The following is a 21,169-nucleotide window of genomic DNA, read 5'->3' on the forward strand; positions in this document are numbered from 1 at the left end:
CGCTGAGTTCGGAATAAGACATAGGGCAGCACCGTACCGGAAAGGTCAGGTGTTGCACTCAGTTTTTGCCGCCGCCCAAGATAAAAAACGCACACCACCTCAAACTGATATTCAGTGTTCGCAGTTTTGGCTATCGACTGCGCCGCTCAAGCGTGTGCTGGTAATAATCACGTCTGAACTCGTTACTCATGGTGCAGGCATTCGCCCACTCACTCTTCACGCAGGGAAGCGCTGAAATATGGACACCGCACCAAACCCATTACCTGAACACTGGGTATTCGATTTTACCGCCCGACAACTGCGTGCTGCGCACGTCTGCATTGACCTGACCTCGACCGAATCGCTTCTGATCAAAACGCTGATGCTCAGCCATTCCAGAATTTGCAGTAAACAACAGCTCATTCTGGGTATGGATAAAGATATACACCGCTACAAGGGTCTGGAGATGTGCTTGAGTCGCTTGCAAAATAAATTCAAAGACGCCTTGGGTGAACGTCTATTCAAGTCCGTGCGCAACTGTGGTTACTGCCTGGTGCAAGACCTGAAACCGGTTTTAAATACGCCCGTGTGCTCCATCTAGCCACTCCGGCGTTTAAAACCCCTATGTCTGCTGGAAAAGGCACAAAGCAAAAAACCTCAAGGCCATCTGTGCCCACTGCGATAGCATGGGGCCAACAATCAATGAGTGCCGCGTGATGCGGTGACGATCCATGAACATCCCTGACCTGCCAAGCAAGACATTTTGACAATGCCGAAAAAACCACCTGAAAAGCCTGCTCCAGCGACTGCTGCGGATATAGAGCGCTCAATCCAGGCCTTGAACACGATGGCAGAGCGCCTGTGGGGGGATGGCAGAGAGGCTGAGGCCAAAGCCCTGCTCGATGCGTTGGATGCATTGAATAGAGCACTGGACAGAATCCGGATTGGCGAAAGTCGTCGGGTGAAAACACTTCACTGATGCGCCTTAGCAATCGAGTCAAGGTTCAGTTAGAGATATCGCATAGAGGGATATTTCTATCGCTTGAAGCCTGAGTGCTGACTTTTTTCTCTCGGCGCTGGCTGATCCACTGATCCACCTGAGCAGGAAAATCAGTGGGCGATTTGCGCCCAACCTTTCTGGCCAGATCCAGAATCGTTTGCTGAGCCAAGGCTTCTTCCATGCGTTTTTGCGCGGTTAACATGGCCGCGTGAACCGAGCAATGGCCCTCTAGCGCCCAGTCAGGCGCAGCCCCCTCGAACAGTGCGCAGCGACCGCGAATTTCCTTGCAGTCAAAAATCTTCTTCTGCCCGTCGATGGCATTGACGATGTCCAACAGGCTGATTTCGTCGGCAGGTCTGGCCAATTTAAAGCCGCCGCGCACTCCTTCAGTGGCGACGACCAACGCTGACTTGGCCAGCTTTGTGAAAATCTTCGCCAGATAATCCACCGGCACGCCCTGCAACTCAGCGAGATCCCGCACGCTGGCCTCTCGACTCTCGCCCCGATCCCCCACCAGAAATATCAGGCAGTGAATACCGTACTCAACCCCGGCGCTGTAAAAGGACATGGGAATCTCCGACTAATTTAGTCGCAAATACTAACTGCGATTCGTAGCTTTATCAATTTCCCAATCAGCCTTTCAAGCCTTGAGAGGCCGTGTTTTCGTGCTAAGAGAATGATAATTCTTGCCAATTTTTGTCTTGGCAGCACAGATAAATTACTTGCGCCAAGTAACTACGACAAATATAGTCGCCGTTACTTGGCGTGGATAACACACGCTTTTCACCCTGAACGTGCGCGATCACCGCGTGCGTTCTCCTTATGCGAGACGCACCCAAACATTCGCGGGTGACTCTCTGGAGTGACACATGAAAAAGCAGATTTTGATTCTTGGTGCGGGTTTTGGCGGGCTGTGGGCGGCGTTAAGCGCCACTCGGTTGCTCAGCCTGCATGGCTGCCACGATGTCGAAGTGAGCGTGCTGGCGCCTCAGCCGGAGTTACGCATACGCCCCCGCTTTTATGAGCCGAATGCCCATCAGTTGTTTGCGCCTCTGGGTGAGCTCTTTGATGCGGTTGGCGTCAATTTCATCTCAGGCACCGCTGAACGTATTGATGTTGAGCCTAAAACGGTCGCTTACCGTGATGCCTTGGGCGCCATAAAGACGCTTACGTACGACAAGCTGGTACTGGCGACTGGCAGTCGCCTCGCACTGCCCGATACGCCGGGTGTAGCGCAACACGCCTTCGACGTGGACCAGATTGAGCAAGCCATGCGCCTGGAGCAACACCTCCAGCGCCTGGTTGATTTGCCAGAGAGCAAAGCCCGCAATACCGTCGTGGTCGCGGGTGGCGGCTTTACCGGAATTGAAACCGCGACTGAAATGCCCGCTCGCCTGCGTGCGGTCTTGGGTGAAAACGCGGAAATTGAGGTCATCATCGTCGACCGGGGATCGAAAATTGGCGCCTCTTTAGGGACTGAAATCAGCCAGTCGATTGCTCAGGCGTGTGAAGCGCTGAGTGTGAAATGGCGCTTGCAGACAACCGTGGTCGCCGTTGACGAGCACGGCGTGACACTCAGTGACGGCCAACGTATTGAGGCCAATACCGTTATCTGGACAACCGGAGTACGGGCCAGCTCGTTAACAGCTCAGATTCCTGGCGAGCGCGACGCCTTCGGCCGTTTACATGTCGACGCCAACCTTCAAGTTATTGGCCAGCCGGATATTTTTGCGACGGGCGATGTCGCCTATGCCGCCACCGATGACCTTGGCAATCACGCATTGATGACATGCCAGCACGCCATCGTTTTAGGCCGCCACGCAGGCCATAACGTTGCCGCGCAGATATTGGGCGAACAGCCGATCATGTACCGTCAGCCCAAGTACGTTACCTGTCTGGATTTGGGCGGCTGGGGAGCGGTGTATACCGAGGGCTGGGATCGCCACGTGGTATTGACTGGTCAGGAAGCCAAAGCGCTCAAAACACAGATCAACACCGTATGGATATACCCGCCAGCAGCCAATCGCGAGGCTGCGTGGGCAGCCGCTGACCCTATGATTCCTATTGTGGCTTGAACAAACGATCCGAACACTACACCGGCTAACCCGGATCCAGTAACGGGTTAGCCGATAATCGCAAATCAACATGAACCCTGTGACGCTATCGACTAGGCTCTGTACGAAATGTATCTGCGCTCGATTATGCTGCGTTGAAAACAGGCTCGTGCGCGAGTCCGATCGGAATGCTCATTAACACACGTTAAGTCGTGCGCGACCCCGGCCGTTCCTCGCCTGTTTTCGCCTTGTCTAACCTTCGCTCGAAAACATTTCGTACAGACCCTAAGCTAAATCGAGTTTGTTATTTAACGCGCATTTGTCAGGATGACTTCGTCAATGTCGACACCCTCAACCGCTATAGCGTCACTGGCTAAAACAATAGCGTCAGCATTCACCTTATTAAGTGTTTTGCAACCCGCTCATGCCAGTGAGACCTCACTTGATTCAAACGCCGAAAAGAGCCAGTGGTTAGTCTTGGTGAGTCCCTTTGCGTGGGCGCCATCCATGAAGGGCCACGTAGAGCTAGGAGGCGTTCATACCAAGGCAGACCTCAGTGCTAACGAGATACTTCATAACCTCGACTCTGTATTCATGGGCAATATTGAGGTCACCAATCGTACTGTCGGATTTTTTATCGATGGGGTTCATGCAAAGACCAGCCAGTCCGATAGAGCCTTCGGCCGAAAAGTTGGCCTTGAGATCACGCAAACTACTTTTGCGGCGGGCGCTTACTACCGTGCCTACCAATACGAACTGGGGGGAAACACCGTTTTTAATGAACCTCGAACATGGCGTTTGGAACCCATGCTCGGGGTGCGCTGGACAAAATTGTCGACCTCTGTAGATGTCGCCTCTCTTGGCTTCAGTACCCATAAAAAGACCCATTGGACAGACCCGTTTGTGGGGTTACGCAGTCAAATTGATTTGAACGATAGATGGACGTTGTCCGGCGCTGTCGACACGGGTGGGTTCGATACTTCCTCGAAGAAAACCTATAACGGGCAGGCTTATCTCGGATACAGGCTCTACCTGTTGGAGAATCCAACCATCATTCGTTTTGGTTATCGTGTGTTGGCTCAAGATTATCGAACCAAGGATTTTACAGGCAAGACATTCAAATACGATGTCACTCAGCGCGGGCCTGTATTGGGTGTGTCCATGCGTTTTTAACGCCTGTTAAAGGAGCAAGGGAATGAAAAAAAAACATCTGAAAGTTATGACGTTGGCATTGGCAGGCTTACTGACTTGTGCACAGCTCGCACAGGCCTGCACACGTCTGGTTTACCTTGGGGACAATCAGACGGTGATCACCGCCCGATCCATGGACTGGAAATCTGATGTGGGGACCAACCTGTGGGTTTTCCCCCAGGGCATACAACGCAATGGAGAAGTGGGCCCTGACTCCATTAAATGGACATCCAAATACGGCAGTGTCATTGCCACCGGTTACGATATATCAACAACAGATGGCGTAAACGAAGCGGGGCTTTCTGCAAACTTGCTGTGGCTCGTTGAGTCAGAATACCCGCCCCTCACCAAGGGCAAGCCCGGCTTGAGTATTGCTGCGTGGGCTCAGTATGTACTGGACAACTTCAGCTCGGTTGCTGAAGCCGTAAAGGCTCTGGAAACTGAACCTTTTAACGTGGTGACTGCAGCGGTACCGGGAGAAAGTCGCTTGGCAACCCTGCATCTATCCATGTCGGATGCCTCAGGCGATAGCGCTATTATTGAATACATCGATGGCAAGCAAGTCATTCACCACAACCGCGCCTACCAGGTGATGACCAACTCCCCCGCCTTTGCGGACCAACTGGCGATGAACGCTTATTGGCAATCCATTGGCGGAACGGTGATGCTGCCTGGCACTAATCGTTCAGCTGATCGATTCGCTCGAGCGTCCTTCTATGTAAACGCAGTGCCTCAATCACAGGATCCACGCCTGTCATTAGCCAGTGTGTTCAGTGTTATTCGCAACGTCTCTGTACCCTATGGCATCACCACACCAGGGGAGCCAAACATCTCTTCAACGCGCTGGCGCTCGGTGATTGATCACAAGCAGGGCCTCTACTTTTTTGAGTCAGCTATAACGCCCAACACATTCTGGGTGGATCTTAAAAAATTGGATTTTTCAAAAACCACAGGGACGGTCAAGAAGCTGGATCTAGGTCCCAATCAAAGCACGATTTATTCAGGGGAAGTATCGAGTCAATTTGAAACAGCGCCCGCCTTCAAGTTCGAGGGCGCTTAGGTAAGTTCACCTGGGTTGATACAGGCTCCCCGGCAAAATGAGTCGCCAGATTCTCAAACGTCAGATCCAGCATTGCCTGAACGGTAGCCTCAGTAGAGCTGGCCATATGCGGTGTCAGCACCGCATTGGGCAACGCCAACAATGCCTTCGAGACGTGCGGCTCATCGCAAAACACATCGAGCCCCGCCGCGAAAATCTTGCCGTCGCGCAGAGCCTCGACAAGAGCATCTTCGTCCACGATGGAACCACGCGCGATATTGATCAACACACCACTCTGGCCTAGCGCTGCCAACACAGACGCGTTAACCATGCCGTGAGTGCCAGAGCTAGCACTCGCGCATACCACCAGATAATCGACACTCGCCGCCAATGCGTGCACATCGTTGCACCACCGGTAGGGCACGTCAGCCTTTGGAGCCCTCCCCGTATACGCAATGCTCATGCCGAAAGCCTGGGCCCGTGACGCCACTGCTCTGCCTATACGGCCCAAACCCAGGATACCCATTCGCCCGCCAGACACCCGCGCAGTCATGGGATGACGACCGCCTCTCCATTCACCTCGTCGCACAAACTGATCAGCGCTGATCACTTGGCGTGCAGCACACAACAACAGGGCCATGGCGAAATCCGCAATATCTTCGGTGGATAGACCTGGAGTATGCGTAACACAGATATTGTGGTCGCGAGCAGCCTCAAGATCGATGCCCTCGTAGCCGACACCCAACACCGATATGATTTCGAGCGCAGGCAGTCGAGTGATTTGCTCACGCGTCACGGTCGACTCGCCGGTTGCCACAATGCCACGCACGAGTGGAGCCAAAGACAGGACTTGTTTTTCGTCAAGCTGAGAGTGCACGTAGCACTCAAAATGCTCATGCAGGCGTTCCATCAAGCGATGGGGAAATACTGATAGCAGTAGTAGAGTTGGCTTCATCGCGCGCTCAGCTCCAAGCAGAATAGAAAGTAGGCAGCACAGTGCGATGCCATGCTGCCGTCCAACGAAGAGGTGGGCTTATTCAAGCACGCAGGGATCGCGGCGGATTTCCTCGCGCGCCATGGCTTCCCATAAAAACGGGAACCCATTCCCATCGGTGCGCTTGCCCGTTGCGAGCACAACGTGGTCGGGCAATGGCGAGCCTCCGCCGAGCGCCTCAACGTGCCAGGCCAGACGGCTGCGCCACTCCAGCGTGATCGCACGCAAATGCGCCTGACGTATGCCGTTGGCCACCACCAACACACCATGATTGGCGAGCAACGCCCACTTGTTCGGACCCAGTGCGTCCACCACGGCGCGCCCCAACTCGGTGTCTTCAACCGTGCCACGATACTCGTCATAGAGCACCGGATCGGAGTCAACCAAAGCGGATGTCTGATCGTAAACAGGTGGGATACGCCCTGCCGCAGACCATACCGACCCCCACTGTGGATGATTGTGGATCACTACGTGAACATCACTGCGAGCGGCGTGTAGATCCATATGCAAGTTGATGGCCGGGGTGATATTCCACTCCCCTTCTATCACCTTGCCCTGCTGATCGAGGCGCACAATATCCGAGGCGCTAACCTCCCCCCAGGTCAACTCCCATGGATTGGCCAAGTAAGTGCCGTCGTCCTGGCGCACAGTGATGTGACCGGCAATGTGATCGTTATAGCCCTCGCGAAACAACACGCGGCATAACAACGCTAACGTCTGTTGTGGCGTCAGTTCCGGCAGCAGCGCATGTCGACCCGGCTTGGGTGTGAATCGAGCCAGCAAATCCTGATTCAACTTATCTTGCAACATAGCTATTCCCCTGAGGCACCCACGAATACGGGTGATCCACCCATTTATGAATCACGCGCGGCAAGCCCCGCGAGCGAATACCGAAGCACGCTGCATGCGCCGCTGGTGCGGTTGATAGTCCAGGATGGCGTTGTGGAGCACGCTGCGGTTATCCCAGATCACCATGTCACCGACAGTCCAGCGGTGGCGAAAACCAAATTGGATCTGCTGACAATGGCCGTGCAGGTAGGCAAGAACCGCATCGCTTTCAGGGAGGGCCAGGCCGTCGATATGGGTGGTATAGGTCGGGCTCAAATACAGCGCCTTACGCCCTGATACCGGATGTTTAATCACCAACGGATGCAAATGCCGACGGTTCATGTTGATCACATCGAGATAACGCTCGTGAGTGACAACATTCTGGCGTAGAGCAGCGGTCATGGGGCCATTCATATCGTGCCATGCGCTCAGGCCATTGAGGTATTGCTTCATGCGCTCGGACAGTGCGTCGTAGGCGGTGGTCATACTGATCCAGCACGTGTCGCCACCCACCGGCGGCAAAATTTGAGCGTGAGTCATGGTGACGATTGGCGGGCTGGGTAGAAAACTCTCGTCGTGGTGCCACATATCGGCACGATCACCGAGCTTTGAGTCGATAACGGTTATCTGCTCAAAGCCGTTGCCCAGGTTGGGATAGAACGTGTGAACTTCAGGCTCACCAAAATGCCGTGCGATCGCAAGGTGTTGCTCTGGCTTCAGGTCTGGAACATGCAGCACAAGCGCTTCATGCTCAACCAGTGCCGCCTCAATCGCGGCCAGCGTGACTGGCAAATGGATTGAACTCGGATCCAGATCAAGCACTTCAGCGCCAATGCGGGTGCCTAGAGAATGGACAGTCAAAGATGACGACATAAGCAATCTCCCTTTTTGGGGTAGAAAAGTTGTTCTTTTTATGGCGCAATCACTGCGCGTTTAGTGGTCGCCTAATCGACAGACTGATCATACTGTCGTCAATGCTACTGTTACACTCGCATTTACCTCACCAGTTGCTAACTAATAAGTTACTGATTAATAAAACAAAAATTTAATATTTGGCATGGCGATAGATTCACCCTCGGATTCCCATGAACAAAAAAGACAGTGAACCCGTCATCGACACTTGGCTAACACCCGAGCAACTTCCTGCACTACGCAAGCGGCCAACTCAGTCGCGCTCACGCGCACTTGTCGACGCTGTAGAACAGGCATGCCTGCGTATTTTGGATGAAGGTGGCGAGCAGACGCTGACTGTCGCCCGCATCTCGGAAGTTTCAGGCGTTGCGGTCGGTTCGATATACCAATACTTCCCCAATAAAGACGCCATCATCACCTTGCTCTACGAGCGCGTTCTCGATCAGGAGTCCGAGCATCTACTGGAGATGCGTGAGCGCTTAATTGGCGTGCCGCTGGCGTCGGCATTGCGGAATATTTTCGCCAACATCATTCGTGTCGAAACACGCCTGTTCAAATTGAATAAGGCCTTCCACTTGCGTTACCACTCTGTACTGCACTTGGGAATGTGGCGCGGCTCTTACCGTACAACCGTTGAATTCATCGAAGCGACTTGGCTTCCGCTTCTGCATCTGTACGAGCATGAGATCACCACGAAGCACCCCGCCTTGGCGGCTTATTTGCTTGGTCAGGGGTTACGCAGTGTCATCCAGTCGGTCTTGGAGGATGTTCCAGCGCAACTTGAACATCCGGCCTTGGTCGACAGCTTGGTCGCCATGGCTCTGGGCTGTTTGTGTCCACCGTCACTTGAGTGAAATAGCAGACCGAAAGCCATATCCAGCCATTAATAACCAGATCGACGCCCGGCTTTAACAACGCACGGCCCACTACCAAGCGTGCAAAGCGCCATAACGATAATTATTAGAACAACCTCACGCCTTGCATGTGAAGCTGGCGCATCAGCACATAAATATGACCGATTTATTGTCAGCGGATTTTTTTCAGCCTATCTTGAACAAAACCTATACAAGCTTTTGTACTTGTACAACTCCTTCATCTGTATCCCTCTAGCGCTAAAAACCATAGCGCATCGAGAAACTTCGGTGCCCCTGCTCCGCCGGTGCAAACTCCGAGCGTGCCGCCAAAGTGATGCAGTATCAGTCCTTCACATCTGTGTACTTCAGGGAGTAAGGCAATGACTCGAATTCTGCTGTTACTGGCACTGCTGCTCAGCGTCGCGAGCTGCACCAGTGTGGATGTCGACCGGTATGCGGATCAGCAACCGGCATTCAATCTCGAGCACTTTTTCAGCCAGCCCGTAAAAGCCTGGGGGATGTTTCAGAAGCGCAATGGTGAGGTTGCCAAGCGTTTCGAGGTCAACATCGTCAGCCGTCGCGAAGGCAACAACCTGATTCTTGACGAGCGCTTTGTATACAGTGACGGCTCTCGCCAGCGCCGCGTCTGGACGTTGACACCCGAGGGCCAAGGGCGCTGGAGCGGTCGCGCGGATGATGTGGTGGGTGTCGCAAAAGGCCAAGTCGCTGGCAACACGTTGCACTGGCGTTACCGCCTGAACCTGCCAGTCGGCGACTCTACCTACGAAATGAGCATGGACGACTGGATGTATTTGATGGACGAGGACACGTTGATCAACCGCACACGTATGTCCAAGTTTGGGGTAGAGGTTGGTCAGGTCACGTTGTTCTTCCGGCGCCAAGGCGTGGGAACGAGCCAATGAACCGAATATGCACCATGACTTCGCTAGGCGACGGTTATCGCGCGCTGGTGATCGGCGCCAATGGAGCCCTCGGCACGGCATTTTGCGAACAACTCAAACAGGATCCGCGCTGCACAGGGGTGCGCGAGCTGGGGCGTCATACCATTCCCCAATTGGACCTTGAGCAGCCAGAAACGATTGCCGCCGCAGCCACCGAATTGGCAACCGAGGCGCCGTATCAACTGATCGTACACGCCGCCGGCCTGCTCCATCGCGACCGGATAAAACCAGAAAAAAGCTTCAGCGCAATCGAGCAGGAAGCACTACAGGCCGTGTTCCAAGTGAATACACTGGGGCCAGCATTGGTGTTACGCCACTTTCTGCCGCTGCTCGAACCTCGGGGAGCTATGGCGATGCTGTCTGCAAAGGTCGGGAGTATTGGCGACAACCGTTTGGGCGGCTGGTATGCCTATCGCGCCTCCAAGGCTGCGCTGAACATGCTGATCAAGACCGCTGCCATCGAGCTGGCGCGCACCCGTCCGCAGAGCCGCTTGATCAGCTTGCACCCCGGCACAGTTGTATCGGGGTTGTCGCAGCCTTTTCGCGGTGCTTTCAGCGCCCGGCCGGCAGACGTTGCCGCGGCCCAGTTACTGAACCTGATTGACCAGTTGACGCCAGCCGACAGCGGCCAGTTCTTTGCCTACGATGGAGAACGCCTGCCCTGGTAGGCAAGGAGTAAAGCATGAACCTGCAAACCCTCACCGAACATGCTGTTAACAGCGAAATTCGCGAGCTGGAGCTACTGTCTCTTGAAGGTGGTTTTTATCTGGTACGGATCCGCCTGGATGACGGCCTGTTCACCTTGTTTGATGATAGAGCCAAGCCGATGCACTTGCGTTCGATTACCCAACTGCGTGACTTGCTGCAGACCGTACGGGCATTTCCTTGCGTGCTGGTGCAGCAATGCGCGCACGACGAAATGTGTGGCCGGGATACAGGTTCTGTCGAAGAGATGCGCATTCCTTTTTCACTCACGTAATTCGAAATTACCCCTCAAGCAATTAGACGATCTTGATAACGACCTTGCCGAAAGCGCCCCTCGCCAAGTGTTCATAAGCTTGGCGTGCCTCTGCAAATGGGTAGACCTTGTCGATGACGGGTTTGATTGGGTTCTCGTTGAGAAAGGCGTTCATACGGTCGAATGACGAGCGTGGCACAACTGCGATGCCACGAATAGTCGTCTGCCGAAAAATCAGCGGCATCAGGCCAAGCGCGGTGGTCTGCCCTGTCAGGAAGCCGATTTGTGCGATCTTGCCAGCGGCCTTGGTCGCTGCGATAGACTGGTTCAGGCCATTACCACCGGCAACGTCCAGAAGCAGATCTACCCCTTTGCCGTCGGTAAGCTTCAGCACTTGCTCTTCCCAGTTCGGGTGGGCCCTGTAGTTAACCCCGGCAACTGCGCCCAGTTTCATGGCAGCCTCCAGATTCGCGTCATTGCTGGATGTGACAATGACGTTGGCACCTAACGCGGTAGCCAGTTGAATAGCAAAGATCGACACACCGCCAGTACCCTGCACGAGCACGCTATCTCCAGCTTTGATCTGGCCGTAGTCCACGAGTGAATACCAGGCAGTCAGCGCGGCGATAGGCAGTGTCGATGCTTCTTCGTCCGACATGTTATCGGGCGCGCGCACAGCGCTATCCTCGTGAATGATCATGTACTCGGCCAGCCCGCCTGGCAGCGGCGAACCAAAGCAGTAGTCGGGTTCGTCCGGGCCGGGAGCGCCATCAATCCAGCGCGAATACAAGTGCGAGTTGACCCGGTCGCCTACGCTAAATCGGCTTACGCCTTCACCAACAGCCACTACGGTTCCTGCTGCATCACTCACGGGTATCAGCGGTTTAGGCACCATGTGTGGCTCGTAAATACCGTCGACGATGGCTTTGTCGCGGAAGTTAAGAGAAACGGCGCCCACTTTAACCAGCAACTCCCCGGCCTTGGGTTGCGGCGTGGGGGTTTCACCTAAAACTAAATTATCGAGACCAAAATTATTCAGAAGCCAGGCTTTCATTTCGTTTCTCCTTAGAACCACCGACCACTCCCCTGGCAATTCTCGCAGAGCGGCATCGACACGGGTTATATCAGCCACCAAGGCATCGTCGTCAATGAGTCAAATGCCTACGTGCAATGTGGCGTAGCCGGTTTTGGCATTCTTCAGGCACCGGGGATCACGCTGGAGCGGTATCTGGCTGACGGGTCTTTGGTGGAGGTCCTTGAGGACTTTCGGCCAAGACCGCGCCCGGTATCCGTGTTGTATCCGAGCAGAGCGCATCTTGCTCCGCAGGTACATGCTTTTGTCGACTGGGTGAGTCAGAGGTTTGCGCTTCTTTATCCTATGTGGCTTGAACAAAAAAATATTGGGACATAGGCTCGCAGTGCGCCAACTGCAGCGTCAGGGGGGGCCTACCCTTAATAGAGTGGGCATTTACACAGAGGTACCTGTATCAAGAAGGCTAGCCGTTCGTCGAAGTTTGTAGACGACTGGTCTAATTGATTTTAGACTCCACACACTATGAAGAAACCTGTTAATGAAATGCGTGAACACATCCTTAATGTCGCTCGGGCGCTAATGACCCGCAAAGGCTACACCGCTGTGGGTCTCAACGAAGTCTTGAGCACGGCGGGTGTTCCTAAAGGGTCGTTCTATTACTATTTCAAGTCCAAAGAAGAATTCGGCCAAGCACTACTGCAAGAGTACTTTGAAGAGTATCTGTCACGTATCGAACCGATTCTCAAGCAACAGGCCAGTGGTGCTGAAAGCCTCCTGCAATACTTTCTTTACTGGAGTGAAACCCAGCATGACGACTCCGTCGACAACAAATGTTTAGTCGTGAAGCTCGGTGCTGAAGTCTGCGATCTCTCTGAAGTCATGCGTCAAGTGCTGGAAAAAGGCACTGCCCGGATCGTAAATCTGATAACAGCTACCATCGACCGCGGTGTCGAGGATGGCAGCATCGTTGCCTGCGATAGCGTTGCGCTGGCTGAGTCAATGTACCAACTTTGGCTGGGCGCATCATTGATGGCGAAAGTGAACCGCTCTACTCAGTCATTTTTATCTGCGCTGACCATTACTAAAAGCCTGCTCGGTTGAGCGGCTTTTTTTTACCCAAAAAACTAGACGACTGGTCTACTAAAAGAGTTCGCATATGATTGATAACACTACCCACACTGATCTGTTCAAACCTACTCAATTTGGAGCGATCAAACTCGCCAACCGAATCGCTATGGCACCGGTTACCCGTAGCCGCTATGCCGAAGATGGCATCCCCAATGAGCTCCACGCTACCTACTATGCACAGCGTGCCTCAGCTGGACTGATCATCGCGGAGGCGACCAACATCTCTGCCCAAGGCCGAGGTTATGCAGCTACGCCGGGTATATGGAGTGATGAACAGACTGCTGGTTGGAAGAAAGTCACCGATGCTGTACATGCCGAAGGCGGGAAAATTGTGTTGCAGTTGTGGCACGTAGGCCGTTTCTCCAGCGTTGAATTACAGCCCAACGGCCAAGCGCCCGTGGCACCTTCAGCGATCAAAGCGCAAGGTAATACTTACACCACAGAGGGCTTCGTTCCGGTGTCCATGCCACGGGCGCTGGAAACCGACGAAATTCCCGGCATTATCGAGCAATATCGAGTAGCTGCACGCAATGCCAAGCATGCTGGTTTTGACGGGGTGGAAGTCCATTCGGCCAATAGTTATCTGCTCGACCAGTTTCTGCGTGACTCCACTAACCAGCGCACTGATCAGTACGGAGGTTCGATCGAGAACCGGGCGCGCCTGACGCTTGAGGTCACTCGAGCGGTCATCGAAATCTGGGGCAACGACCGTGTCGGTATACGCCTGTCGCCAGTAACCCCGGACGCGGGCAACACGCCTCCTGACAGCAACGTCATGGGTCTTTTCGGGTATCTGATTCCCGAACTGAACACGCTTGATCTGGCCTACATGCACTTCGTTGAGGGCGCTACGGCGACCAGTCGCGAAGTTCCCGAGGGCATTGATATGGATTCCCTGAGCGGCCTTTTCAAAGGGCCTTACATCGGTAATAACAACTACGACCTGGAAATGGCGATCGAGCGTCGCGCTCAGAACAAGATTGACGCCGTGGCCTTCGGCCGTCTGTTTATCTCCAACCCCGATCTGGTGGAGCGTCTGCGTCGCGGAGCAGCCCTGACAATCGCTCCGAGAGAGAGCTACTACGGCGGCGGTGCCAAGGGCTACATCGACTGGCCGAATGCCAGCTACTGAGGAGCATGGAACAACTCAGCATTGCCAGGATGAATGGAGATATTGAGTGGCTCCATCGGCCTGAGTACGAGTGCCCTGTACTAAGGGGCTCACTTATGATGAGTTCATGACGACGGTCGATGCACTGGTTATGGGCTGCCTGCGTCCACCGGCATTTGACTGACGTGAGGTGCATACAGCCGTGCAAAAGGCAATTCAGTCATCGGAATCGGCTGAGTGCGGAAGTGGTTTTGACCGGATCCGGTACTAGAGCGATTGAAGGATTTTTAACCTTTTGAGCCAACCTGAGGAATCAGAAAGCCACCGAACGCTGACAAACCGACGTCGCCACAATCTTGCCGCGCTTAAGCACCATCAGGCGCGTGGGCAAGTCGAGAATCACATCACTCACCGAACACGTATCCAGCAATACCAAATCAGCAGAGGCTCCTGGCGCCAATCCATAATCCTTCAGCCCCAGCGCTTTCGCAGGATGAGTGGTGAGCATCGACAACACGGTGGCCTGGTCATCCGCGCCGCCCAGGTGGCAAGCCGGTATCGCCAATTGCGCGATGTTGAGCAAATCGCCGGTGCCAAACGGGGTAAACGCGTTTCGGATATTGTTGGTAGCAAGGCACACATTCACCCCGCCGTCACGCAGTGCCCGTACCGGTGTCAGGGTACGGCGCACGTTATGGCCGTCGCCGCGCGCACCGAGGTGCAAGTCGGTGGCGGGCAGGCACATGACGCTGATGCCAGCATCACGAATCAAGGCAATGATCTCCCTCTGTTTGTGCGGCGGCACGGCGCTCAAGCTGGTCAAGTGACCGACACACACGCGACCTTGAAAGTTTTCCTTGATTGTCTTGCGCGCGAGATACTCAATAGTCATATGCTCGGCGTTGTCGGCGAAGTCCTGATGCAAGTCGATGTCCTTACCGTACTGCTTGGCCAGGTTAAATACATAGTCAATGTGTTCATGGGCCGAGTCATCGTTGTAAGGAATACCGCCCACTACATCTGCGCCTTTCTCCATGGCCTCAACCATCATTGCGTGCATGCCCGGTAGTTTCAGGATCCCTTCCTGAGGGAAAGCCACCACTTGAATGTCAATGATGTCACGCAGCTTATCGCGCAGCTCCAGCACCACATCAAAGCCTGTGAAGCCTTGCACCGGGTCGAATTCGGCGTGGGCGCGAACGTGGGTGGTGCCGGACTGCACTAATGCACGTAGTGCTTGAGTCGAACGCTCGAGAATGTCGTCGCGAGTCAACGTGGGTTTGAGTTCGGCGGTAACCGCTATGGCCTCTTTTAATGTGCCGGAGCGATTGGCCTTGCGGTGCATGATATTGGCTTTTTCCAGGTGCAGATGCCCTTCGACAAAACCCGGGATCAGCACGTGGCCGTGGCCTTGGATTTCCTGCACGGCTTGCGCAGAAATTGTCGGCGCGATCTCGACAATTTTGCCGCCAAGCACCGCCACGTCCATCAGCGGTTTTGAATCGTCGATGCGTACATTACGAAAGATTAAATCCATGATGTTGTCTCGCTACATTGCTGCCCTCAGGCGCATCGGTAATAAACAAATCGTTGACAGCTCAACCGTTGGAACAGCCGTTGCCCATCACTCGGTATTCAAGAATGTGTTTCTGTCCCTTGGAGTCTTCGTAGGTCATACGCACGGGTACCACGGCGCAGACGTTCGCGACTTCGCTCATGGAAATGACGTGGGCGATGTCCAGGTGCTGGGAATAGCTGTATTGCTCAACCGGTAGCGGTTCTTCAGCCATCGCCCCAGCACAAAAAAAACTGAATATCAGTACAAGCAGCGCTTTCATGTTCAGATGCCAACTTTCAGGTTTCGAGGAAAGTGAAGCCCGGCAGCTATGCGCGCCGGGCCCATGGGCCGAGTGATTAAAACGGTTTGGTCGGCAGGTACTTGCCATCCAGGGTGATCACCGCGCGTGATCCGCCGTCCGGGTCATCAACCTTCTTGACGTCGAGTTTGAAGTTGATGGCGCTGATGATGCCGTCGCCAAATTTCTCGTGAACCAGGGCCTTGAGCGTGGTGCCGTAGACCTGAATCATTTCGTAGAAACGGTAGATGGTAGGGTCGGTGGGAATACCGTTGCCGATGCTGCCGCGCAACGGGATGCTTTGCAGCAATAACGCGGCATCTGCGTCGAGGCCCAGGGTGTCGGCAACCACTTGGGCAGCATTGGCCGGCAGTGGGTGTTGGCCGAGCAAGGCTGCGGTGACGAAGGCTTCATGCAAGCCAGTACCTTCGGCAATCTGAGCGAACGACAGGTCTTTACGGGCTTTGGCTAAAAGGATGACGTCGGTCAGGGCCAGGCGAGTGTTTTGGCTGATTTGTGAATGGATCATGGTGGTATCTCCGTGGGTTGAAATTAGGGTTAGTGCGAAGCTGCGCAGACGGTCGGGCTTTCGGCCAGCGGCACGAACTTGCCGGTGTCGCTATCGAAGGCCTGGATGCATCCGCTTTCGATGTCGTAGACCCAGCCATGCAGGGTCACGCGCTTTTCTTCAAGTGCGAGGCGTACCGAGGGATGAGTTTGGATATTGGCTAACTGTGCGATGACGTTTTCGCGCACCATCGAGGCGACTTTGGCATGTTGGTCGACATGCTGACGGGCCTCGTTGACCACCCGCCCGGAATCGGCGTAGCGCAACCAGCCGGCCACGGCGGGCATACTATCCAGGCATTTACAGGTAGCGATGGCGGTCATGGCGCCACAGTCCGAATGCCCGCAGATCACGATGTCGCTGACTTTCAAGGCTGCGACCGCGTACTCCACCGAGGCTGACACACCGCCCGGCTCAGGGCCGTAGGACGGCACGATGTTGCCCGCGTTGCGGATGACGAACAGGTCGCCCGGCTCACGCTGTGTGACCAGTTCCGGCACCAGCCGGCTGTCCGAGCAAGAGATGAACAACGCACGTGGGCTCTGCTGGTTGGCCAGATCTTTGAACAGACCGGCACGTTCAGGAAATGCATTACGTTGAAATTTAAGGAAACCGTCGATGATGTCTTGCATGGTGACTCCGTGGGTTCGCGATGCGATAAGGCAAAGGTTACGGAGCTAGTGCTATAAGGTAAAAGTCTGATATATGATCAAAGCCATCAGATAAACTTATAGGCAAACCATGCTAGCGCGCCATATTCAGTATTTCCTTGCGGTCGCGGAAAATCAGGGCTTTACCCGTGCTGCGGCAGCACTGCATGTGTCGCAACCGGCGTTGTCGCAGCAGGTTCGGCAACTGGAGGAAAGCCTCGGCGCACAGTTGTTTGATCGTTCTGGGCGCAAAACGCGCCTGACCGATGCCGGGGAGGTTTACCTGCGTTACGCATTGCGGGCGGCGCAAGAACTGCGCGAAGGCAAGCGTGCCATCCACGATGTGGGTGATCTGAGTAGAGGAACGCTGCGGATAGCGGTGACGCCAACCTTCACAACCTATTTGGTTGGGCCGTTGGTGGAAGCCTTTCACAGCCGTTATCCGAACATTACCTTGAACGTGCATGAACTCGCTCAAGAGCACATGGAGAACCTGTTGCTGACGGACGAACTGGATGTGGGGATTGCGTTTGACGAAGTGCATGCGCCCGACATCGTTGCCTATCCGTTGCTGGTTGAAACGCTTGCTTTGGTTGTTGGTAGTCGACATCCATTGGCCGGGGAGCGAGCCATCGATCTGGAGACGCTAAATGCGCAATCGCTGATTCTGCTCAGTAAAGCATTCGCCACACGCGAGCAGATTGACCGCTACTGCAACCAACACGGCATCCGCCCGCGGGTGGCGATGGAGGCAAATGTAATTGGTGCGTTGATTGAGGTGGTTCGCAGAACCACACTTGCGACCTTGCTACCCGCCGCCATCGCGCGCGAGCACCCAGAATTGGTATCTGTTGAGTTAGGGCCGCATCGGTTAGAGCGCACAGCCGTATTGATGCAGCGTAAGAACGTATACCAATCCTCGGCTGCCCGAGCGTTTGTGGCGCTAGCCAAGGAAATGGCTGGTGATTTGACGAACAGAACAAAGGAATAGCAGGAATACGAAGGGCATTGATTTTGCGCGTAATCCCTACTATGCCGCCGTATCCCCAGCTAGTCCTAAAACATATTTTTATTGAAATCAAAATAATGACCGCTTGGACTTACTCATATCCAATACTTGGGATAGCTACCTGGACTGCATATGTTGCTCAAACACCAGGCCTCCAAAGCGCAAGCCCTGAGGGGCGGCTCCTCGCTGCTAATGGTTTATGGCAAGGAAAGCGCCAAAGCCTGATCGACCCGAGCCGGGTCGATCAGGCGAGTTATCTAGAAACTCCATTCCTCGGCTTGGACGACTCGGCAGAATGGCCCTGCTAACGTTGCATTATGGTGGGCAACGATGGCCTCTGCTTTGAGTCCTTGAGTATCAGAGCAAGTATGTCCGTTTGCGATGAGCACGGCATCAAATCCGCAATCGCGGGCGGCACGGCAGGTACTGTCTACGCAGTATTGAGTTTTCATGCCTGTAACAACGACGCCGTCACACCCGCGCTCGCGTAGCAGAGTTGCCAGGCCAGTCTGAGCGAAGGCATTGGGGCGTTTTTTCTCGAAAATCACTTCGTTACCCATTAGCTGTAACTCTTGGACAAGCTCGGTGAGCGGGCTACCCGGCTCAATCGGAGACCCTGCCGGACCTATATGCCGGGCAAGAAAGATGGGCGCCCCTGATTCCTGCGCACTCCTCATGAGCTCATTCAAGGTATTGATAAGTGCTGGACCTCCCAAAGGTTTGTCCGGGCCGTGAACAAGTCCTACCTGCATGTCGAGAATCAGAAGTGCATACATGTGCGTTTCCTTACGTCGGTGCCAGCAAAAACCGGGGCAAAAAAAAGACCCGGTCCATTACTGGCGGGTCTTTAGGGATTGTGTGCTGGTTTAACTCACATAACCTCCCACGACCCGCGCGTGGCGTACTCATGAGACTGACCTTAACTTTGGGGGGACGGTCTAGCAAGTGAACATGCTCAGAAAAAAAGTCATTTAATACGTTTGGGCTCACCGACCTCTTTGGCCGCAAGCGGACCGAAGCTGTGAAGCCATATAAAACTCTCTCCTGCAAAAGACGATTCTCCCACCGAAAACAGCTAGATTACGGAATCTGATCCTCAAATCGCAGGCACAAAAAAACCCCGTAGACCTTGATCTACGGGGCTTTCGAATGTGGAGGCCGAAGCCGGAATCGAACCGGCGTGGGCGGATTTGCAAGCCACGAGAAAATATTATTGATTTCAGACAGTTACAAGAGTTTTTTGCGGGCTTCGGGTATTGGCTCCACGCTAAAAAGCCTAATCTAGAGCCGTCGAAATTTTGGATGCGGAACAGTTTTGAAGCGCATTAAAAACTAAAAATGACTACCTTGGAAATATAGAATACAGAAAATCAATTCACCGACTCACGCCTGAATCTGTTGACCAATGCATCTATCAAACACTTGTTGCAACGGCTCAAGAACACAGTTGTAAGCAGCGATATTTGCGTAAAGCCACTCGTCATTTTCGACGCCCCACCAACTGATTTCAAAACCTGCGTTCATCACGAGATGTTCAAAAAGGATACGCTGCGTGCGGCCGTTACCTTCACGAAACGGGTGTACCACGTTGAGGTCAGAGTATGCGTCCGCGACTGCGACGATCAGGTCTGAACGACTCATGCCCTCAAACCAATTTGCCGAGGCCATGCCCTTAAAAATCTTGCCTGCTTCCTTCTCCATGTAATCCGGCTGACAGAAGCGCGTGTCTTGCTTCGAAATGCCGACAGTCCGAAGCTCCCCGGCACAGTCATAAAGATCGAAAAACAGAGTACGGTGGATTTTTTGAAGTGAAGCCAAGTTATAAGGTGGGGGGCTGAACTCGAGGGTTGCAGCAGCTACGGCCGAGAGCATCTGCTCAACATCGTTTAATGTTGAGTCATCTCGAATATCGAGCTTATTACAAAGAACTGTCCAGCCAGGATAACAATAGGAATCTTGACCGACTCCGTACTTATCTGAAATTACGCCCGTGTCTTGGCAAAAAACTTCAGTACGTCTTCACGCGAAGGCAGCTTGCGTTCGGTGTCTGCAATAGTCACTTTGAACCCTTCAAGACGAAGGCTGGCCGCGTAGTTGGATTGGCGCGTTTTGACTGCGTAGGCTTTCTTGGCCTCAAGGCTGATGGTTGCCATTGAACTGAGCCTCCTTGAGCTGTGTGTAGGCAGATTGTAGCCCAATTTAGCCGGAAGGTGGACCAACCATGGGCATCAAACAGTGGGCCGAACCCACCTAGCCATATGCTTTGGACTAAACGATCCGCAACCACGGCCAGCGCGATTGATAGCTTGTAGCTTTTTGATGGAACAAGTCAGGCTGGATATTTTTGGGGTTGGGTCGCAAATAACCCATTGCGACATCATCCAACCCATAAGGCGCATACACCTCACCCGTGACTGGGTCCAGGCCGATGCAGGTACCCGCAACGAGATATCGGTCAATCCCGTCCTTGACCGAATCAAGCTGAGGGTAAACCCTGCCAAAGCGTTCGCCGTACCAGAGATGGACACGAGCCTGATTTTTGATATCAACCTTTGCGTCAAGATCCTGGAAAAGCTGATGGATACGGAGAATAACGTCGTTCTCGGCCTCCCAGGACAGATCCGTGTCGAAGTAAAAAATGTCGTAGTCCTTCACACCTGATTCTGGTGGCATATTCGAGTGGTGATTCCACACGGCCTGGAACAAGCAGCCTGCCGTGAGCATGCATTGGCTCAGCCCAAGCGAAGGCAACCGCTCTGCAATCTGCACGTTGATCGGATTGGTCATCGCTATCGTGACCAAGCGCTCAGGAGTCAATTTCACTTAAAGCCCTCGGGTTCAAAATACGGCACGCATTCCACGCTAAGGCATTCAGCATAAAGCAGCCCCCCAGATCGCGGCCCTGCTGAACTTAACCAGGCCTTTGTTGCACTTTTTATAACCTGGCGCTACCCATTTGCTTTCGCTGCAAAATCAGCGAACGGGTTTGACTGCCCGAGCACATACAGGCGCATAGGCGCCCACATAACGAATGCAGGCGCTT

The 21,169-nt window shown here is 54.0% G+C and carries 26 protein-coding genes and 1 pseudogene; 14 read left to right on the plus strand and 13 right to left on the minus strand.

Annotation, left to right across the window (positions count from 1 at the left end):
- From GHN86_RS23670 to GHN86_RS13685, 3 genes are all read left to right on the plus strand, one after another.
- A partial coding sequence (locus tag GHN86_RS23670) for a hypothetical protein (RefSeq protein ID WP_228389618.1) occupies positions 1-235 on the plus strand: 235 nt, incomplete at its 5' end.
- 3 nt (positions 236-238) lie between these two features.
- Entirely contained in the window at positions 239-580 is a 342-nt protein-coding gene (locus GHN86_RS13680; RefSeq protein WP_153378842.1) for a winged helix-turn-helix domain-containing protein, read from the plus strand.
- Between the two features lie 168 nt (positions 581-748).
- Positions 749-958 carry a hypothetical protein gene (locus tag GHN86_RS13685; RefSeq protein ID WP_153378843.1) on the plus strand — a complete coding sequence of 70 codons (210 nt, stop codon included), beginning with the start codon at positions 749-751 and terminating at the stop codon, positions 956-958.
- Between the two features lie 25 nt (positions 959-983).
- Here GHN86_RS13685 and GHN86_RS13690 read toward each other — a convergent pair whose 3' ends face one another.
- A complete protein-coding gene (locus GHN86_RS13690; RefSeq protein WP_153378844.1) occupies positions 984-1,547 on the minus strand; it encodes an RrF2 family transcriptional regulator in 564 nt (187 codons plus the stop codon).
- 301 nt (positions 1,548-1,848) lie between these two features.
- Between GHN86_RS13690 and GHN86_RS13695 the strand changes: the two genes are divergently transcribed.
- The 3 genes from GHN86_RS13695 to GHN86_RS13705 all read left to right on the plus strand — a co-directional run bounded on the left by GHN86_RS13695 (position 1,849) and on the right by GHN86_RS13705 (position 5,284).
- Complete coding sequence (locus tag GHN86_RS13695; RefSeq protein WP_153378845.1) at positions 1,849-3,054, plus strand: NAD(P)/FAD-dependent oxidoreductase; 1,206 nt, start codon at positions 1,849-1,851, stop codon at positions 3,052-3,054.
- A 318-nt stretch (positions 3,055-3,372) separates the two neighbouring features.
- Positions 3,373-4,206 (plus strand): hypothetical protein, encoded by an 834-nt coding sequence (locus GHN86_RS13700; protein ID WP_153378846.1) that lies wholly within the window; start codon positions 3,373-3,375, stop codon positions 4,204-4,206.
- Positions 4,207-4,228: 22 nt separating this feature from the next.
- Entirely contained in the window at positions 4,229-5,284 is a 1,056-nt protein-coding gene (locus GHN86_RS13705; protein ID WP_153378847.1) for a linear amide C-N hydrolase, read from the plus strand.
- On the opposite strand, the gene GHN86_RS13710 is transcribed toward GHN86_RS13705, so the two are convergent.
- The 3 genes from GHN86_RS13710 to GHN86_RS13720 form a co-directional block, all read right to left on the minus strand.
- Positions 5,265-6,218: a 2-hydroxyacid dehydrogenase gene (locus GHN86_RS13710; RefSeq protein WP_153378848.1), complete on the minus strand. Its 954-nt coding sequence runs from the start codon at positions 6,216-6,218 to the stop codon at positions 5,265-5,267. The two genes, GHN86_RS13705 and GHN86_RS13710, sit on opposite strands and share 20 nt — an antisense overlap.
- 78 nt (positions 6,219-6,296) lie before the next feature.
- Positions 6,297-7,067, minus strand: coding sequence for a class II aldolase/adducin family protein (locus GHN86_RS13715; protein ID WP_153386743.1), 771 nt, complete (start codon positions 7,065-7,067; stop codon positions 6,297-6,299).
- A 51-nt stretch (positions 7,068-7,118) separates the two neighbouring features.
- Entirely contained in the window at positions 7,119-7,958 is an 840-nt protein-coding gene (locus tag GHN86_RS13720; protein WP_153378850.1) for a TauD/TfdA dioxygenase family protein, read from the minus strand.
- Between the two features lie 212 nt (positions 7,959-8,170).
- Between GHN86_RS13720 and GHN86_RS13725 the strand changes: the two genes are divergently transcribed.
- The 4 genes from GHN86_RS13725 to GHN86_RS13740 all read left to right on the plus strand — a co-directional run bounded on the left by GHN86_RS13725 (position 8,171) and on the right by GHN86_RS13740 (position 10,792).
- Positions 8,171-8,851, plus strand: coding sequence for a TetR/AcrR family transcriptional regulator (locus GHN86_RS13725; RefSeq protein WP_153378851.1), 681 nt, complete (start codon positions 8,171-8,173; stop codon positions 8,849-8,851).
- Positions 8,852-9,231: 380 nt separating this feature from the next.
- Positions 9,232-9,774 (plus strand): DUF3833 domain-containing protein, encoded by a 543-nt coding sequence (locus tag GHN86_RS13730; RefSeq protein WP_153378852.1) that lies wholly within the window; start codon positions 9,232-9,234, stop codon positions 9,772-9,774.
- Positions 9,771-10,481, plus strand: coding sequence for an SDR family NAD(P)-dependent oxidoreductase (locus GHN86_RS13735; protein ID WP_153378853.1), 711 nt, complete (start codon positions 9,771-9,773; stop codon positions 10,479-10,481). Before GHN86_RS13730 ends, GHN86_RS13735 begins: the two co-directional genes overlap by 4 nt.
- 14 nt (positions 10,482-10,495) lie before the next feature.
- Positions 10,496-10,792 (plus strand): DUF6482 family protein, encoded by a 297-nt coding sequence (locus GHN86_RS13740; RefSeq protein WP_153378854.1) that lies wholly within the window; start codon positions 10,496-10,498, stop codon positions 10,790-10,792.
- Positions 10,793-10,814: 22 nt separating this feature from the next.
- On the opposite strand, the gene GHN86_RS13745 is transcribed toward GHN86_RS13740, so the two are convergent.
- Positions 10,815-11,825: a zinc-dependent alcohol dehydrogenase family protein gene (locus tag GHN86_RS13745; protein WP_153386745.1), complete on the minus strand. Its 1,011-nt coding sequence runs from the start codon at positions 11,823-11,825 to the stop codon at positions 10,815-10,817.
- A gap of 15 nt (positions 11,826-11,840) precedes the next feature.
- Between GHN86_RS13745 and GHN86_RS13750 the strand changes: the two are divergent.
- The 3 genes and pseudogenes from GHN86_RS13750 to GHN86_RS13760 all read left to right on the plus strand — a co-directional run.
- Positions 11,841-12,182: pseudogene (locus GHN86_RS13750) on the plus strand (LysR substrate-binding domain-containing protein); the annotation flags it as partial.
- A 144-nt stretch (positions 12,183-12,326) separates the two neighbouring features.
- Positions 12,327-12,905, plus strand: a complete 579-nt coding sequence (locus GHN86_RS13755) for a TetR/AcrR family transcriptional regulator (protein WP_153378856.1) — start codon at positions 12,327-12,329, stop codon at positions 12,903-12,905.
- 55 nt (positions 12,906-12,960) lie between these two features.
- Positions 12,961-14,064: an alkene reductase gene (locus GHN86_RS13760; protein WP_153378857.1), complete on the plus strand. Its 1,104-nt coding sequence runs from the start codon at positions 12,961-12,963 to the stop codon at positions 14,062-14,064.
- Between the two features lie 292 nt (positions 14,065-14,356).
- Here GHN86_RS13760 and GHN86_RS13765 read toward each other — a convergent pair whose 3' ends face one another.
- From GHN86_RS13765 to GHN86_RS13780, 4 genes are all read right to left on the minus strand, one after another.
- A complete protein-coding gene (locus GHN86_RS13765) occupies positions 14,357-15,580 on the minus strand; it encodes an amidohydrolase family protein (RefSeq protein ID WP_153378858.1) in 1,224 nt (407 codons plus the stop codon).
- 61 nt (positions 15,581-15,641) lie between these two features.
- Positions 15,642-15,881, minus strand: a complete 240-nt coding sequence (locus GHN86_RS13770; protein ID WP_153378859.1) for a DUF2790 domain-containing protein — start codon at positions 15,879-15,881, stop codon at positions 15,642-15,644.
- Between the two features lie 76 nt (positions 15,882-15,957).
- The gene (cynS, locus tag GHN86_RS13775; protein WP_153378860.1) at positions 15,958-16,428 is read right to left on the minus strand and encodes a cyanase; all 471 of its coding nucleotides are present in this window, start codon (positions 16,426-16,428) and stop codon (positions 15,958-15,960) included.
- Between the two features lie 29 nt (positions 16,429-16,457).
- Entirely contained in the window at positions 16,458-17,099 is a 642-nt protein-coding gene (locus GHN86_RS13780; RefSeq protein ID WP_153378861.1) for a carbonic anhydrase, read from the minus strand.
- A gap of 109 nt (positions 17,100-17,208) precedes the next feature.
- Between GHN86_RS13780 and cynR the strand changes: the two genes are divergently transcribed.
- Complete coding sequence (gene cynR, locus GHN86_RS13785) at positions 17,209-18,108, plus strand: transcriptional regulator CynR (RefSeq protein ID WP_153386747.1); 900 nt, start codon at positions 17,209-17,211, stop codon at positions 18,106-18,108.
- A 275-nt stretch (positions 18,109-18,383) separates the two neighbouring features.
- On the opposite strand, the gene GHN86_RS13790 is transcribed toward cynR, so the two are convergent.
- The 4 genes from GHN86_RS13790 to GHN86_RS13805 form a co-directional block, all read right to left on the minus strand.
- Positions 18,384-18,902, minus strand: coding sequence for a cysteine hydrolase family protein (locus tag GHN86_RS13790; protein ID WP_153378863.1), 519 nt, complete (start codon positions 18,900-18,902; stop codon positions 18,384-18,386).
- Positions 18,903-19,509: 607 nt separating this feature from the next.
- Positions 19,510-20,109 (minus strand): Fic/DOC family protein, encoded by a 600-nt coding sequence (locus GHN86_RS13795; RefSeq protein WP_323369306.1) that lies wholly within the window; start codon positions 20,107-20,109, stop codon positions 19,510-19,512.
- The gene (locus tag GHN86_RS13800; RefSeq protein ID WP_153378864.1) at positions 20,109-20,279 is read right to left on the minus strand and encodes a YhfG family protein; all 171 of its coding nucleotides are present in this window, start codon (positions 20,277-20,279) and stop codon (positions 20,109-20,111) included. The genes GHN86_RS13795 and GHN86_RS13800 overlap by 1 nt, the downstream gene beginning before the upstream one ends.
- Before the next feature lie 115 nt (positions 20,280-20,394).
- A complete protein-coding gene (locus GHN86_RS13805) occupies positions 20,395-20,949 on the minus strand; it encodes a nucleotidyltransferase family protein (RefSeq protein WP_323369302.1) in 555 nt (184 codons plus the stop codon).
- Positions 20,950-21,169 lie beyond the last annotated feature (220 nt).

This window comes from Pseudomonas helleri, assembly GCF_009600315.1.
Taxonomy (GTDB): domain Bacteria; phylum Pseudomonadota; class Gammaproteobacteria; order Pseudomonadales; family Pseudomonadaceae; genus Aquipseudomonas; species Aquipseudomonas helleri_A.